Source organism: Pseudomonas sp. TUM25319, from assembly GCF_056388475.1.
In genome coordinates this window covers 3,476,673-3,490,407 of sequence record NZ_CM150751.1, presented here as the reverse complement: position 1 = coordinate 3,490,407, position 13,735 = coordinate 3,476,673, and the positions used below count along the sequence as shown (strand labels likewise).

Genomic DNA, 13,735 nt, shown 5'->3' with positions numbered 1-13,735 from the left:
CATGAACAAGCCAAACCCGACCGCTGTGCGCAAACTCGGTATCGTCGGCGGCCTCGGTTCCCTGGCCGGCGGCGACCTGTTCAGCAAGCTGATGCGCTCGCGAGCGGTGCTCAACGACCAGGACCGATACCACTTCCTGTTCGAGCAGCATCCGTTCCGCGACCTCAAGCTGCCTCTGGACCGCCAGGCGAGCATGACCGCGCGCAAGTTCTATGTGTTCCAGGTCTGCCAGTCGTTCGAAGCCAGCGGGGTCGATGCGGTATTGCTGCCCTGCTTCGCCAGCCACACCTTCCGCGAGGAGCTGCAGGATGAACTCGGCGTGCAGTTGCTGGACATGATGGACGCCCTGCGCCAGCACCTCGCGCATGTTGCCGAACCGGGTACTGTCCTCGGGGTCATCGCCTCGGACTTTGTCCGTCACTCGGGGCTGTTCGAACGCTACTTCGGCGAGCGATACGTCATCATCTACCCCGACGAGCACGAGCAGGCCACCCTGATGGCCGCGATGTATGCCGAGCACGGCATCCGCGACGGTCATCTGCAAGGCGTGCCGCTGGAAGCGGTGCACCAGGCCTGTCTGTCGTTGCAGGCCCGGGGGGCGCAATGGGTAGTTCCGGGGATGACCGAGCTGTCACTGGTCTGCGCCGACCTGCAACGGCGCGGCGTGGCGGTGCTGGACATCAACGAGATCTACGCCGGCTTCGCCACCCGCGAGCATGGCGACCTCGAGCGGCCGGCGTTCAAGCTGGGCATCGTCGGTGGCGTCGGTCCGGCGGCCACGGTGGACTTCATGGCCAAGGTGGTCGCCAGCACACCCGCGGGCAAGGATCAGGACCATATCAAGCTGGTGGTGGAGCAGAATCCGCAGATCCCCGATCGCACCGCCAACCTGCTGCACGACGAAACCGACCCGACCCTGGCGCTCTACGCCACCTGCAAGCGCCTGGAAAGCGCCGGGGCCAACGCCATCGCCATTCCCTGCAACACCGCCCATGCTTTCGTCGAGCGAATCCAGGCGCATCTGCGGGTACCCATCGTCAACATGCTCAGCGAAACCGTGGCACATATCCGCGACCGCTATGGCGAGGGCGTGACCATCGGCCTGCTGGCAACGTCCGGCACCCTTGCCAGCCAGGTCTACCACCAGGCGGCCGGTCGCCTGGGCCTGCAACTGATCGCACCGGGGCACGATTACCAGACCCTGGTCATGCAAGCCATCTACGGCGAGCGCGGCATCAAGGCCGGGTTCACCGAGGGCATCTGTCGTGAACAGCTTCTGGTGGCGGCGGAACACCTTTGCGACCTCGGTGCCGAGGTGCTGATCCTCGGCTGTACCGAACTGCCGCTGGTGCTGCAGCACTGCGAGGCGTTTACGCTCAACGGCCACAGGGTGGCGCTGGTGGACCCCACCACCCTGTTGGCGCGCCGCTGCGTGGCGCTGGCCCTCAGCGCTCCTCTGGCCAGGTCGTGAGCACCTCGTACCCGTCCTCGGTCACCAGCACCATGTGCTCCCACTGCGCCGACAGCGAGTTGTCGCGGGTCACCACGGTCCAGCGGTCAGGCAGGGTCTGGGTCTGGCGCTTGCCGGCGTTGAGCATCGGTTCGATGGTGAAGATCATGCCCGGCTTGAGCCTCATGCCCAGCCCACGCTGACCGAAGTGAAGGATCTGCGGGTCACCGTGGTAGACCTGGCCGATGCCGTGCCCGCAGTACTCGCGCACTACACTGAAGCCGGCCCCCTCGCCCACGGACTGGATGGCGTGGCCGATATCGCCCAGGGTCGCGCCCGGCCGCACCGCACGGATGCCGGCCCACATGGCGTCGAAGGTCACGTCCACCAGCTTTTTCGCCGCCTCGCTGACGTTGCCGACGCAGTACATGCGACTGGTATCACCGTACCAGCCATCCTTGATCACGGCGGTATCGATATTGATGATGTCACCGTCGCGCAAGGTGCGGCTGGACGGAATGCCATGGCAGATCACCTCGTTGACCGAGGCGCAGATGGTCTTGGGGAAGCCGTGGTAGCCGACGTTGGCCGGAATGGCCTTCTGCACGTTGACGATATAGTCGTGGCAGATGCGATCCAGCTCGTCGGTCGTCACGCCGGGACGGACATGGGGCGTGATCATCGCCAGCACATCGGCGGCAAGTTCCGCAGCCACACGGGCCTGGGCGATCTGTTCAGGGGTATGCAGGGTGATCTGTCTCAATGCTGGGCCTCCATGGCGCGCGGCAAGGGTGTGCCGTCCAGCGCGCAGACCCGCTTCAGGTCCAGGCCGCCCTGTTGTTCAGCCTGGATCAGCAGGCGGCAGATTTCGTTGTGGTTCAGGTCAGGATGCAGTTCGGCAAGCATGCCGATGCGCATCCAGTGTTCAGCCTGCGCGTTGATGGAGCGGCTGAGCGCAGTGCTCGCTACGCGAAGGCTCTCATGCATGGATTCTGAGATCTTTACAATACCCACAGAAAATTCCTATACGAAACGTCGATGTTTCGTATATTAGCCGAAAACTTGCACCAGGTAACATTTCCCGCTTGATCCGCTGTACGGCGATTCGCTGGCAAAGCACAGTTTCCCGCTTACGCTTTACTTGCAGGGCCGGCCGGCCCGCCGAATCCCGTGTTCCGCCAGACCAAGGAAATCTGCCGCGTGCCCTCCATCTACCAGCTCAAGCCCCGCTTCCAGGCGCTGCTGCGCCCCGGCGTCAGCCGTCTCCATCAACACGGCGTCACCGCCAACCAGGTCACTCTCGCCGCCGCGCTCGTCTCGGTCCTGCTGGGCCTGTTGCTGGCCTGGGGCAGCCAGCACGCCTGGCTGTTCGCCCTGCTGCCGTTGTGGATGCTGCTGCGCATGGCGCTGAACGCGGTGGACGGCATGCTCGCCCGCGAATTCGGCCAGCAATCGCGCCTGGGTGCCTACCTCAACGAACTCTGCGACCTGGTCGCCGATGCCGCGCTCTACCTGCCCTTCGCCCTGTTGCCCGGGGTCTCGCCGCTGCTGGTGGTGCTGGTGGTACTGGCCGCGCTGCTCAGCGAATACGCCGGCGTCATGGGTCCGCTGGCCGGCGCCTCGCGCCGCTACGACGGCCCCATGGGCAAGAGCGACCGCGCCTTCGTCTTCGGTGCCCTCGGCCTGGCCGTGGCTTTTGCCGTGCCTGCCCCCTGGATCGATGGCGTGTTGCTGGTGGTCCTGCTGCTTTCTTTCTATACGCTCTATAACCGGGTACGCCACGGTCTCGACGAAACCCGCTGACTTCCCCGCTGGATAAGGATGTGTCCCATGCGCCAGGCGCAATCGCTGCATTTCACCACTCATGACGGCGTCGAGCTGCACTACCGCCACTGGCCTGCCCAGCGCGAGCCCGGCCAGGACAAGCGCGCCGTGGTGATGTTCCACCGTGGCCACGAGCACGGCGGGCGCATGGCCCACCTGGTGGAAGAGCTGAACCTGCCGGACCACGACTTCTTCGCCTGGGACGCCCGCGGCCATGGCCAGTCTCCCGGCGCCCGTGGCGACAGTCCGGGCTTTGCCACCAGCGTGCGCGACGTGCAGACCTTCATCGAGCACATCGGCCACCAGCACGACATCGCCGAAGAAGACGTGGCGGTGCTGGCCCAGAGCGTCGGCGCGGTGCTGGTAGCCACCTGGGCCCACGACTACGCCCCGAAAGTCCGCTGCCTGGTGCTGGCTTCGCCGGCCTTCAGCATCAAGCTCTACGTGCCCTTCGCCCGCACCGGCCTGAAGCTGATGCGCGCCTGGCGCGGCAATTTCTTCGTCAACAGCTACGTCAAGCCGCAACTGCTGACCCACGACCCGGAGCGGGTGCTGTCCTATGTCAGCGACCCGCTGATCACCCGCCCGATCTCGGTGAACATGCTGCTTGGCCTGTACGAAGCGGCCGACCGCGTGGTGGCTGACGCCCAGGCGATCCAGGTACCGACCCAGGTGCTGATCTCGGGTGCCGACGTGGTGGTCCGGCGCAAGCCGCAGGAACAGTTCTTCGACCGTCTCGGCACCCTGCACAAGGAAAAGCATGTGCTTCCCGGTTTCTTCCACGACACCCTCGGCGAACGTGACCGCGCCCATGCCGTGGCACGCATCCGGCGCTTCGTCGTGCAGTGCTTCCAGCAGCCGGTGCAGCGCCCGTCCCTGCTCGACGCCGACCGCCAGGGCGCGAGTTGCGCCGAGGCCGAAAGCCTCGCCGCGCCGCTGCCGACGTATTCGCCGCGCAATCTCTACTGGCGGGCCACCCGTGCCTCGCTGCGCCTGGGCAAGACATTGTCCGAAGGCGTGCGATTGGGTTTCGACACTGGCTTCGATTCCGGCAGCACCCTGGACTACGTCTACCGCAACCAGGCTACCGGCAAAGGCAAGCTCGGCGAGCTGGTGGATCGCAATTACCTCGACGCCATCGGCTGGCGCGGCATCCGCCAGCGCAAGGTGCACGCCGAGGAGCTGCTGCGCAGGGCCATCGAACAGTTGCGCCAGCAGGGCAAGCCGGTGCATATCGTCGATATCGCCGCCGGCCATGGCCGCTACATCCTCGAAGCCCTGCAGGGCCTGGAGCAGCGCCCGGACTCGATCCTGCTGCGCGACTACAGCGACCTCAACGTCACCCAGGGCACAGCGCTGATCGCCGAAAAGGGCCTGGAAGACATCGCCCGCTTCGTCCAGGGCGACGCCTTCGACCGTGCCTCTCTCGCCGCCCTCGACCCGCGCCCCACCCTCGCGGTGGTCTCCGGACTGTATGAACTGTTCCCCAGCAACGACCTGATCCGCGCCTCACTGGCGGGTCTGGCCGACGCCGTCGAGGACGGCGGCTACCTGGTCTACACCGGCCAGCCGTGGCACCCGCAACTGGAGATGATCGCCCGTGCCCTCACCAGCCACCGTGGCGGTGAAGCCTGGGTGATGCGTCGGCGCAGCCAGGCGGAAATGGACCAGCTGGTGGCAGCCGCCGGCTTCCGCAAGCTGGAACAGCGCATCGACGAATGGGGCATCTTCAGCGTCAGCCTCGCCCGGCGGGTGCGCGAATGAGTATCCCGCGTGAGCCGGGCCTGATCCGGCGCGGGGTGTTCTGGCTGCTTCTGCTGGGGCCGCTGTTCTTCCTCACCTATGGCCTTGCCAACAGTTTCACCGCCCAGCGCGACGATGTCGGCAGCCTGGTGTTCGCCTGGGAGCGACAGATTCCGCTGTGGCCCTGGACCATCGTGCCCTACTGGTCCATCGACCTGCTTTACGGGCTGTCTTTCCTGGTGCCGCGCACCCGTGGCGAAATGGACCGCCACGGTCTGCGCCTGCTCAGCGCCCAGCTCATCTGTGTCGCCGGCTTCCTGCTCTGGCCCTTGCGCTTCACTTTCGAGCGCCCGGAACTGAGCGGGCTGTTCGGCTGGCTGTTCGACGTGCTGATGGGCTTCGACAAGCCGTACAACCAGGCGCCATCACTGCATATCACGCTGCTGGTGGTGATCTGGGCGATGTTCGCCCGGCACACCCAGGGGCGCCTGCTGCGTGGTCTGCTGCATGTGTGGATGGTGCTGATCGGGCTGTCGGTACTGACCACCTGGCAACACCACTTCATCGACCTGCCCACCGGCGCCATGGCAGGGTTTTTCTGTGTCTGGCTGTGGCCGCGGGAAGGCCGACCGCCGTTGTTCGCAGCCAGTCTGCCGCAGGGGCCGCAGCGTTACCGCCTGGCCTGGCGCTATGCCTTGGGCGCGGCGCTTTTCGCTGGCATGGCCTTCGGCTTCAAGGGAGGCTGGCTGTGGCTGCTCTGGCCGGCGCTGGCCCTGCTGCTGGTGGCGCTGAACTATCTGCTGTTCGGTGCCGACGGTTTCCAGAAGCGTGCGGACGGCAGCCAGTCCTGCGCGGTGCGCTGGTTACTGGCGCCTTATCTCGCCGCAGCCCGGATCAATTCACGGTTGTGGACCCGCCGTCATCCCCAGCCCGATGAAATCTGTGACGGTGTCTGGCTCGGGCGCGTGCCTGCCAAGGGCGAGGCGGACAGGTTCGCGGCTATTGTCGACCTTTGTGCCGAACTCCCGGTGAAGGTTGCTCCCGGCCAGCACTACCGCAGCCTGCCGTGCCTGGACCTGGTGCCACCGGATCCGGCCCTGTGCCGCGAAGCGGCTACCGCCATCGAAACGCTGCGAAACAACGGCCCCGTGCTGGTCTGCTGCGCCCTCGGCTATTCACGCAGTGCCAGCGCGGTGGCCGCCTGGCTGGTCACCAGCGGCCGTTGCGCCGATGTCGACGCCGCCGAAAGCCTGATCCGCAGTGCCCGCCCCGGGATCGTCCTGCACCCGGCACACCGCCAGGTGCTGCAACAACTGCACGCCGGAGCCTGCCCATGATCGAAGACGCTCGCCTGGCACTGACGGCCCGGCTGCTGGACCGGGGCCGGCAACTCGAACGGCTGTCCGACGGCATCAGCCTGCTCGCTCTGGCTTTTGGCCTAACACCGCTGCTGCTCAGCGTCAGCCATCCACAGCTGACCTGTGTGCTCTGCGCGTTGCTGCTGGTGCTGGGCGCTACCCAGAAGTACTTTGCCGTGCGCGTTACCCTGGATGCCGGCCTGATCGCCAGCCTGGCAGAAGACAGCGGCCGCCTCAGCAGCCGCACCCGTACCCTGGACCAGGCACTGCACGAACTTGGCCTGAAACCCGACGCCCATGACCGTGACTGGCCTTCGCGCTGCCGCGCAGCCTTGCGCCTGCTGCGCGCCCAGGCGCTGTGCCTGGGGCTGCAACTGCTGTTATCCGTACTCACCGTACTCACCCTGCCATGGCTTCCGGCCCTCCCCTAGGACCCGCTCATGCTCGCCGACCTCACCGCCTTTCTCATTACCTCCTTCGCCCGCCTGGTCACCGGCGCTCGCGCCCTGTGGCTGGGCTGCACGCCCCAGGCACAACAGCGGCTGTATTTCGCCAACCACAGCAGCCACGGTGATTTCGTGCTGATCTGGGCCTCCTTGCCCGAATCGCTGCGCCGCAATACCCGCCCCGTCGCCGGCGCCGACTATTGGCTCAAGCCGGGCCTGCGCAGCTTCCTGATCAACAAGGTATTCAACGGCGTCCTGCTGGACCGCCAGCGCAGCGAGCCCCAGGCCGACCTGCTGCAACCGGTGAAAGACGCATTGGCCCAGGGCGACTCGCTGATCTTCTTCCCCGAGGGCACCCGCAACCTCGGCGACGAGCCGTTGCTGCCCTTCAAGAGCGGCCTGTTCCATCTCGCCAGCGCCCAGCCCGGGCTGGAACTGGTACCCGTCTGGATCGCCAACCTCAACCGGGTCATGCCCAAGGGCCGCACTTTGCCGCTGCCGCTGCTGTGCACCCTGAGCTTTGGCGAGCCGCTGCACCTGCGCGACGACGAAAGCAAGCAGGCCTTTCTCGAACGCGCCAGCAGTGCCCTGCTGGCCCTGGCCCCAAAGGAGGTCTGACATGCACGACGCAACCTGGCCCCTGTTCGCCGGCATCGGCGCCCTGCTGCTGCTCGCCAGCCTGATCGGCCGCCTGCTGAAATGGCGCGCCGGCCCTGCTCCACACGCGGTCATCGACAACCTCAACGCCCGCATCGACGCCTGGTGGGTGATGGTGCTGGTGATCGGCCTGGCATTCATCTTCGGCAAGACCGGGGTGATCGTGCTGTTCTACCTGGTGTCGTTCTACGCCCTGCGGGAATTCATCACCCTCACCCCGACCCGCCGCGACGACTACCCCGCGCTGGTGCTGGCCTTCTACATCGCCCTGCCGGGCCAATACCTGCTGATCGGCTTCGACTGGTACGGGCTGTTCAGCATCTTCATTCCGGTCTACCTGTTCCTGCTGCTGCCGATTCTGGCCAGCCTCGGTGGCGACACCACGCGCTTCCTCGAGCGGGCCTCGAAAGTGCAGTGGGGCCTGATGATCGCGGTCTACTGCCTGTCGTCGGTGCCGGCGCTGATGACCCTCGACATCCCCGGCTACGAGGGCCGCAACCTGCTGTTGATCGCCTGGCTGATCCTGGTGGTGCAGATCAGCGACGTGCTGCAGTACGTCTGCGGTAAGCTGTTCGGCAAGCACAAGGTGGCGCCGCGGCTGTCACCGTCGAAAACCGTCGAGGGCCTGGTAGGCGGCGTCGCCCTGGCGACCCTGGTGGGCGCAGCGCTGTACTGGATCACCCCGTTCAGCTTCTGGCAGGCGGCACTGATGGCGCTGGTGGTGAACGTGATGGGCTTCTTCGGTGGCCTGGTGATGTCGGCGATCAAGCGCGACCGCGGGGTCAAGGACTGGGGCCACATGATCGAGGGTCACGGCGGCATGCTCGACCGCATGGATTCGGTGTGTTTCGCCGCACCGATCTTCTTTCACTTCGTCCGTTACTGGTGGGCGTGACGGCACCACGCTGGCAAGCTGGATCAAGTGTCTGGCAGAACAGGGCAAGCGGCGCGGGCGCCAACCGTGTTCAATGGGCCGCCAGCATTTCCCCCGCGGGAGGTGCCAGGCCGACAAGAGCCGCGATCCCAGCGGCCGGTATCGCCTGCGTGCCACTATCCCAGATAATCGATGCGCCCCGTCTGAAGGGCGTCCGCCACCAGGAGTACCGTCATGGGCAAACTTGCTCTGGCTGCCAAGATCACCCACGTTCCGTCCATGTACCTGTCCGAACTGCCCGGCCCGCGCCAGGGCTATCGCCAGGCAGCCATCGACGGCCATAAAGAGATTTCCCGCCGCTGCCGCGAACTGGGCGTCGATACCCTGGTGGTGTTCGACACCCACTGGCTGGTCAACGCCAACTATCACATCAACTGTGCGCCGCACTTCAAGGGCACCTACACCAGCAACGAGTTGCCGCACTTCATCGCCAACATGGAATACGAAGTACCGGGCAACGACGTGCTCGGCCGCCTGCTGGCCGCGGAAGGCAACCGCTACGGCGTCGAGACCATGGCCCACGACGCCACCAGCCTGGGCCCGGAATACGGCACCCTGGTGCCGATGCGCTACATGAACGCCGACCAGCATTTCAAGGTGGTTTCGGTCTCGGCGCTGTGCACTTCCCACTACCTGAACGACAGCGCCCGCCTGGGCTGGGCCATGCGCAAGGCCGTGGAAGACCACTACGACGGCACCGTGGCGTTCCTCGCCAGCGGTTCGCTGTCCCACCGCTTCGCCCAGAACGGCCAGGCCCCGGACTTTGCCGACAAGGTCTGGAGCCCGTTCCTGGAAACCCTCGACCACCGCGTGGTGCAAATGTGGGAAAACGCCGAATGGGATGACTTCTGCACCATGCTTCCCGAGTACGCGGTGAAGGGGCACGGCGAAGGTTTCATGCACGACACCGCGATGCTGCTGGGTGCCTTGGGCTGGTCGAAATACGACGGCAAGGCCGAGGTGGTCACCCCGTACTTCGGCTCATCGGCCACCGGCCAGATCAACGCCATCTTCCCGGTAACACCGCAGGACGGCTCGGCGATTCCAGAAGCCCAGGCCTCGGCCGAGCGGGTCATGGCGGTCGGTCGCCTGTAACGCCTCTCTCCTTCCAGCAGGAGCGGGCTGACTCGCTCCTGCACGCTATCCCCTCATCGTTTCCCCCATCGCAAAGCCCCCTCTCTCTGGCAGCCTCGATCAATTCCGACAGCAGGCTCAAACAAGAACCTATCGTTCGTTAGGCATTTAATGCAAAGTGTAACAGGCGCTTGCATGTGCCCCCTGCTGCCTCAGCCAACTCCAATTATTCAGGCCGCCTCCCATGATCAACATCGAAACGCCCACCTATTACAGCGCTACCAAGAAGTACAACCTGGCCTTCCCGACCCTGGAAGACGACATCGAAGCCGATGTCGTGGTGATCGGTGGCGGTTTCTCCGGGATCAATACCTCACTGGAACTGGCCGAGAAAGGCATCACCAACATCGTGGTGCTGGAGGCGCGCTACCTGGGGTTCGGCGGCACCGGGCGCAACGGCGGGCAGATCATGGCCGGCATCGGCCACGACCTGGAAAAGATCAGGAGCAGCGTCGGCGACAAAGGCCTGCAGGAAATCTTCGAGATCAGCGAACTGGGCGCCGGCATCATCAAGGACCGCATCGCCAGGTACGACATCGACGCCGATTTCTGCCACGGCTACGGCTACATGGGCTTCAACGCCCGCCAGGAAAAGACCCTGCGCACCTGGGAAAAAGAGTTCCGCAAGGTCAACACCAAGGATGAAATCCGCTTCCTCGGCGGCGCCGAGGTCAAGCAGATCATCGGTTCCGACGCCTACAGCAGTGCCCTGCTGCACATGGGCGGCGGTCATGTGCATTCGCTCAACCTGCTGCTGGGCGAGGCCAAGGCGCTGGTGGGCCATGGCGCGCGGATCTACGAACACAGCGCGGCGCTGGAAGTCACCTACGGCGAGAAAATCACCGTGCGCACCGGCCGGGGATCGGTCAAGGCCAGCAAACTGCTGTGGGCTTGCGACAGCTTCCTCAACAAGCTGGAGCCGGAACTGCACTGCCGCACCATCAACACCTACGCCTTCCAGATGATGACCGAGCCACTGCCGGAGGAACTGATCCAGCGCATCAGCCCGATCCGCGGCGCCTACAGCGATATCCGGCCGGTCATCGACTACTACCGCGTGACCAACGAAAACCGCCTGCTGTTCGGTGCCGCCACCCCCTTCGTCGAGCACATTCCCAACGACCTCAAGGCGTGGAACCGTGCACTGATGCTGAAAATCTTCCCGTACCTCAAGGACGTGAAGATCGACCTGGCCTGGGGCGGGCCGATGGCCACCAGCGCCAACCTGTTCCCGCAGATCGGCACCCTCAGCGGCCGGCCCAATGCGTTCTACGTGCAGGGCTACTCGGGCTTCGGCGTAACGCCGAGCCACATCATCTGCAAGATCCTCGCCGAGGGCATGGCCGAGGGCTCGGGGCGCTACGACCTGATCAGCTCGGTGAAACATGCGCGGATTCTCGGCAAGGACAACTTCCGGCCGCTGATCCTGACGGCGGGCAAGACGCTGCACCAGGTGTCGGGGTTCTTCAACGGGCGGCGTTGAGTTGCCCGATTTACTGTCAGTCGGGCCTCATCGCTGGCAAGGCCAGCTCCCACAAGGTCCCAGGTCAGCCGCAGCATTCAGGCCTGACTCGATATTGTGGGAGATTCTATGGTTTTCGGGAAGCCCATTAGCTGACTTTTGGTCGGTATTCGCCCTGTCCTTTCAACAGGGCGAATACCACGCGAGCAAGCTTGCGAGCGAGCATCACCAAGGCTTGGGTAGTGCGGAATCCTTTGCTTATGTATCCCTCATAAACCTCTTTCCAAGCAGCAGTGCGACGGGCCGACATTGCAGCGTTGTGCAACAGGCGACGAGCTTCAGGATCACCGCGCTTGGACAAACTGCGACGTCCATCTTTCTGGCCCGACTTGGAGACCCGGAGGTCCAGTCCCAGAAATGCGATAAAGGCATCCGAGTTTCGAAAGTCTCCTCGCTGAAAGGCGGTGAGCAAACGAGCGCCAGTCAACAAACCGATACCTTCAACTTTCATGCAACGCTCCAATTGCTCCGCCAATCCGGCCTCTTTCAACTGGTTATTGATGGTTTTTTCAATGAGCGCTTCTAATCGCGCCATGGCTTTAAGCTGGCCCCCTATTGCCCTCTTGAGCAGGGGTTCATTGGCCCAGCTCTGTTTGAGGCTGACGCGCGCCTGGACCACTGCAGCACGACGGCGGAAAAGGCTGATAATGCGACGATAGAGCGTGCAGGGCGGGCTCCACGGACGTAGCTCCTGGCCCTCGTTCTTGAGATACCGAGCAAGCAGCCGGGCATCCAGCGCGTCGGTCTTGGCGCGGATATTCACGCCTTTGCGGTAGTGGCTCAGTTCATAGCCACCCACCATGTAAATCGTGCAGCCGAACTCATGAGCGAGATCAGCGAACATCAAGTGATAGATATTGGTCGCTTCGATGGCGACAGCTACTTTTCCCGGCAACGCTTTGAGCCAATTCTTGATGGATGTCTTGTTATTGGGAATGGTCTCCAGCTCATCGGACTCGGCGTGGTAAATCACCAACTCATCTTTGGCGACGTCCACACCCACAATCGGCTGTAAAACAGTAACTGGCATTGCCATTGGGCTTTCTTCCCGGATATGGTTTGAGGGCTTGAAGGGCCACCCAGAGGCGCAGGCTTGTATCTTTCGTCGGTTGTGAGCCAGAAGGATTCTTTATCGGCGCTTGGGTGAAAGGAGGAGGGGCGAGATCTCCCACGGTCTGTACTGCGCGAACAGTCAGAAGCTGGCTTTGTCCCTTCTCCTCCCTTCAAGTCCTACCATACAAGCTGGCCTTGCCAGCGATGAGGCCGCCAGGACCACACACCACCAACTATCAACGCCACACGAGAACACCCGACTTCTATCATTGCGCGTGATAGTCACCTTCGCTTCGTTCGATTCGTCCCCGCCTGCGCCTGAACGCAGAATCCGCCCACTATCAATACATTGGCGGAGTTCTCCATGGAGCAGTCACTCAAACCCTTGCGCTACCCCCTTACCGCGTTGGCCCTTCTGGTGATGAGTGCTTGCGGCCGCACCCCGGAAGCGGTGCAGGCTCCGTCCGCACCCAAGGTCAGCGTGGCCCAGGTGATCGAACAGCCGATCAATGAATGGGACGAGTTCACCGGCCGCCTGGAAGCACCGGAAACCGTCGAGGTCCGCCCCCGCGTGTCCGGGCAGATCGATCAGGTGGCCTTCACCGAAGGCGCCCAGGTCAACAAGGGCGACCTGCTGTTCCAGATCGACCCGCGTCCGTTCCAGGCCGAGGTCCGCCGCCTCGAAGCCCAGCTGCAACAAGCCCGCGCCACCGCCATTCGCAGCGAAAACGAAGCCCAGCGTGGCGAGCGCCTGCGCAACAGCAACGCGATTTCCGCAGAACTCGCCGAATCGCGTACCAGCGCCGCCGCCGAAGCCCGTGCCGGTGTCGCTGCCATCCAGGCACAGCTGGACCTGGCCAAACTCAACCTCAGTTTCACCCGCGTCACCGCGCCGATCAGCGGTCGGGTCAGCCGCGCCCAGTTCACCGCCGGCAACATCGTCACCGCCGATGTCACCCCGCTGACCAGCGTCGTTTCCACCGACCGGGTCTACGCCTACTTCGATGCCGACGAACGCGTCTACCTCAAGTACAGCCAACTGGCCCGCGACGGCCAGCGCGGCCAGACCACCCCGGTGTACCTGGGCCTGTCCAACGAGACCGGCAACCCGCACCTGGGCCAGATGAACTTCGTCGACAACCAGGTCAACCCCAAGACCGGCACCATCCGCGGTCGCGCCGTGTTCGACAACCGTGACGGCCAGTTCACCCCGGGCCTGTATGCGCGCCTGAAGCTGGTGGGCAGTGCCACCTATTCGGCGGTGCTGATCAACGACGAAGCCGTGGGCACCGATCTGGGCAAGAAGTTCGTACTGGTGATGGACAAGGACAACAAGGCCGCCTACCGCCCTGTCGAACTGGGTCCGAAACTGGAAGGGCTGCGCATCGTTCGCGCCGGCCTGAACAAGGAAGACCGCATCGTGGTCAAGGGCCTGCAGCGGGTACGTCCCGGCTCGCAGGTAGCCCCTGAAGAAACGCCGATGGCGAGCGAAGCCACCCTCGCCGCCCTCGCCCAACAGCGCCAGGCCCTGGAAGCCGCCAACCGTCAGCCTGCTCCAGCCGGCAACGCGACGGTCAAGCTCGCCAGCGCCACGGCACCACGCGGTTAAGGGAC

At 64.3% G+C, this 13,735-nt stretch carries 13 protein-coding genes; 10 read left to right on the top strand and 3 right to left on the bottom strand.

What is annotated here, in order from left to right; translation table 11 throughout:
• Position 1 precedes the first annotated feature (1 nt).
• Positions 2 to 1,471, top strand: coding sequence for a cysteate racemase (gene cuyB / locus AC05QJ_RS16355; protein ID WP_476742365.1), 1,470 nt, complete (start codon positions 2 to 4; stop codon positions 1,469 to 1,471).
• On the opposite strand, the gene map is transcribed toward cuyB, so the two are convergent.
• Together map and AC05QJ_RS16345 are read right to left on the bottom strand one after the other, a co-directional pair.
• The gene (gene map, locus AC05QJ_RS16350) at positions 1,446 to 2,213 is read right to left on the bottom strand and encodes a type I methionyl aminopeptidase (RefSeq protein WP_476742364.1); all 768 of its coding nucleotides are present in this window, start codon (positions 2,211 to 2,213) and stop codon (positions 1,446 to 1,448) included. The genes cuyB and map overlap by 26 nt on opposite strands.
• On the bottom strand, positions 2,210 to 2,464 hold the full coding sequence (locus tag AC05QJ_RS16345; protein ID WP_476742363.1) for a ParD-like family protein: 255 nt from the start codon (positions 2,462 to 2,464) through the stop codon (positions 2,210 to 2,212). Before AC05QJ_RS16345 ends, map begins: the two co-directional genes overlap by 4 nt.
• Before the next feature lie 186 nt (positions 2,465 to 2,650).
• On the opposite strand from AC05QJ_RS16345, the gene AC05QJ_RS16340 reads away from it, so the two are divergent.
• The 8 genes from AC05QJ_RS16340 (at position 2,651) to AC05QJ_RS16305 (ending at position 11,029) form a co-directional block, all read left to right on the top strand.
• A complete protein-coding gene (locus tag AC05QJ_RS16340) occupies positions 2,651 to 3,253 on the top strand; it encodes a CDP-alcohol phosphatidyltransferase family protein (protein WP_476742362.1) in 603 nt (200 codons plus the stop codon).
• Between the two features lie 27 nt (positions 3,254 to 3,280).
• A complete protein-coding gene (locus tag AC05QJ_RS16335) occupies positions 3,281 to 5,038 on the top strand; it encodes a bifunctional alpha/beta hydrolase/class I SAM-dependent methyltransferase (RefSeq protein ID WP_476742361.1) in 1,758 nt (585 codons plus the stop codon).
• Entirely contained in the window at positions 5,035 to 6,354 is a 1,320-nt protein-coding gene (locus tag AC05QJ_RS16330) for a phosphatase PAP2/dual specificity phosphatase family protein (protein ID WP_476742360.1), read from the top strand. The genes AC05QJ_RS16335 and AC05QJ_RS16330 overlap by 4 nt, the downstream gene beginning before the upstream one ends.
• Positions 6,351 to 6,806, top strand: coding sequence for a hypothetical protein (locus tag AC05QJ_RS16325; protein WP_476742359.1), 456 nt, complete (start codon positions 6,351 to 6,353; stop codon positions 6,804 to 6,806). The genes AC05QJ_RS16330 and AC05QJ_RS16325 overlap by 4 nt, the downstream gene beginning before the upstream one ends.
• A gap of 9 nt (positions 6,807 to 6,815) precedes the next feature.
• Positions 6,816 to 7,439 (top strand): lysophospholipid acyltransferase family protein, encoded by a 624-nt coding sequence (locus tag AC05QJ_RS16320; RefSeq protein ID WP_476742358.1) that lies wholly within the window; start codon positions 6,816 to 6,818, stop codon positions 7,437 to 7,439.
• Position 7,440: 1 nt separating this feature from the next.
• A complete protein-coding gene (locus tag AC05QJ_RS16315; protein WP_476742357.1) occupies positions 7,441 to 8,373 on the top strand; it encodes a phosphatidate cytidylyltransferase in 933 nt (310 codons plus the stop codon).
• Positions 8,374 to 8,586: 213 nt separating this feature from the next.
• Positions 8,587 to 9,507, top strand: a complete 921-nt coding sequence (gene hpaD, locus AC05QJ_RS16310; protein WP_476742356.1) for a 3,4-dihydroxyphenylacetate 2,3-dioxygenase — start codon at positions 8,587 to 8,589, stop codon at positions 9,505 to 9,507.
• Positions 9,508 to 9,730: 223 nt separating this feature from the next.
• Positions 9,731 to 11,029 carry an NAD(P)/FAD-dependent oxidoreductase gene (locus tag AC05QJ_RS16305; protein WP_476742355.1) on the top strand — a complete coding sequence of 433 codons (1,299 nt, stop codon included), beginning with the start codon at positions 9,731 to 9,733 and terminating at the stop codon, positions 11,027 to 11,029.
• A gap of 127 nt (positions 11,030 to 11,156) precedes the next feature.
• Here the strand turns inward: AC05QJ_RS16305 and AC05QJ_RS16300 are convergent, their stop codons facing one another.
• Positions 11,157 to 12,104, bottom strand: coding sequence for an IS110 family transposase (locus AC05QJ_RS16300; protein ID WP_476742354.1), 948 nt, complete (start codon positions 12,102 to 12,104; stop codon positions 11,157 to 11,159).
• A gap of 381 nt (positions 12,105 to 12,485) precedes the next feature.
• Here AC05QJ_RS16300 and mexE point away from each other — a divergent pair, with 381 nt between their 5' ends.
• The gene (gene mexE / locus AC05QJ_RS16295) at positions 12,486 to 13,730 is read left to right on the top strand and encodes a multidrug efflux RND transporter periplasmic adaptor subunit MexE (RefSeq protein WP_476742353.1); all 1,245 of its coding nucleotides are present in this window, start codon (positions 12,486 to 12,488) and stop codon (positions 13,728 to 13,730) included.
• The last annotated feature ends 5 nt before the right edge of the window (positions 13,731 to 13,735 follow it).

Excerpts from the sequence above, each read along its gene's own strand:
- mexE (WP_476742353.1), top strand. The coding sequence starts at position 12,486 with ATGGAGCAGTCACTCAAACCCTTGCGCTACCCCCTTACCGCGTTGGCC.
- AC05QJ_RS16300 (WP_476742354.1), bottom strand. The coding sequence starts at position 12,104 with ATGGCAATGCCAGTTACTGTTTTACAGCCGATTGTGGGTGTGGACGTC.
- AC05QJ_RS16305 (WP_476742355.1), top strand. The coding sequence starts at position 9,731 with ATGATCAACATCGAAACGCCCACCTATTACAGCGCTACCAAGAAGTAC.
- AC05QJ_RS16325 (WP_476742359.1), top strand. The coding sequence starts at position 6,351 with ATGATCGAAGACGCTCGCCTGGCACTGACGGCCCGGCTGCTGGACCGG.
- cuyB (WP_476742365.1), top strand. The coding sequence starts at position 2 with ATGAACAAGCCAAACCCGACCGCTGTGCGCAAACTCGGTATCGTCGGC.
- hpaD (WP_476742356.1), top strand. The coding sequence starts at position 8,587 with ATGGGCAAACTTGCTCTGGCTGCCAAGATCACCCACGTTCCGTCCATG.
- AC05QJ_RS16335 (WP_476742361.1), top strand. The coding sequence starts at position 3,281 with ATGCGCCAGGCGCAATCGCTGCATTTCACCACTCATGACGGCGTCGAG.
- AC05QJ_RS16320 (WP_476742358.1), top strand. The coding sequence starts at position 6,816 with ATGCTCGCCGACCTCACCGCCTTTCTCATTACCTCCTTCGCCCGCCTG.
- AC05QJ_RS16330 (WP_476742360.1), top strand. The coding sequence starts at position 5,035 with ATGAGTATCCCGCGTGAGCCGGGCCTGATCCGGCGCGGGGTGTTCTGG.
- AC05QJ_RS16315 (WP_476742357.1), top strand. The coding sequence starts at position 7,441 with ATGCACGACGCAACCTGGCCCCTGTTCGCCGGCATCGGCGCCCTGCTG.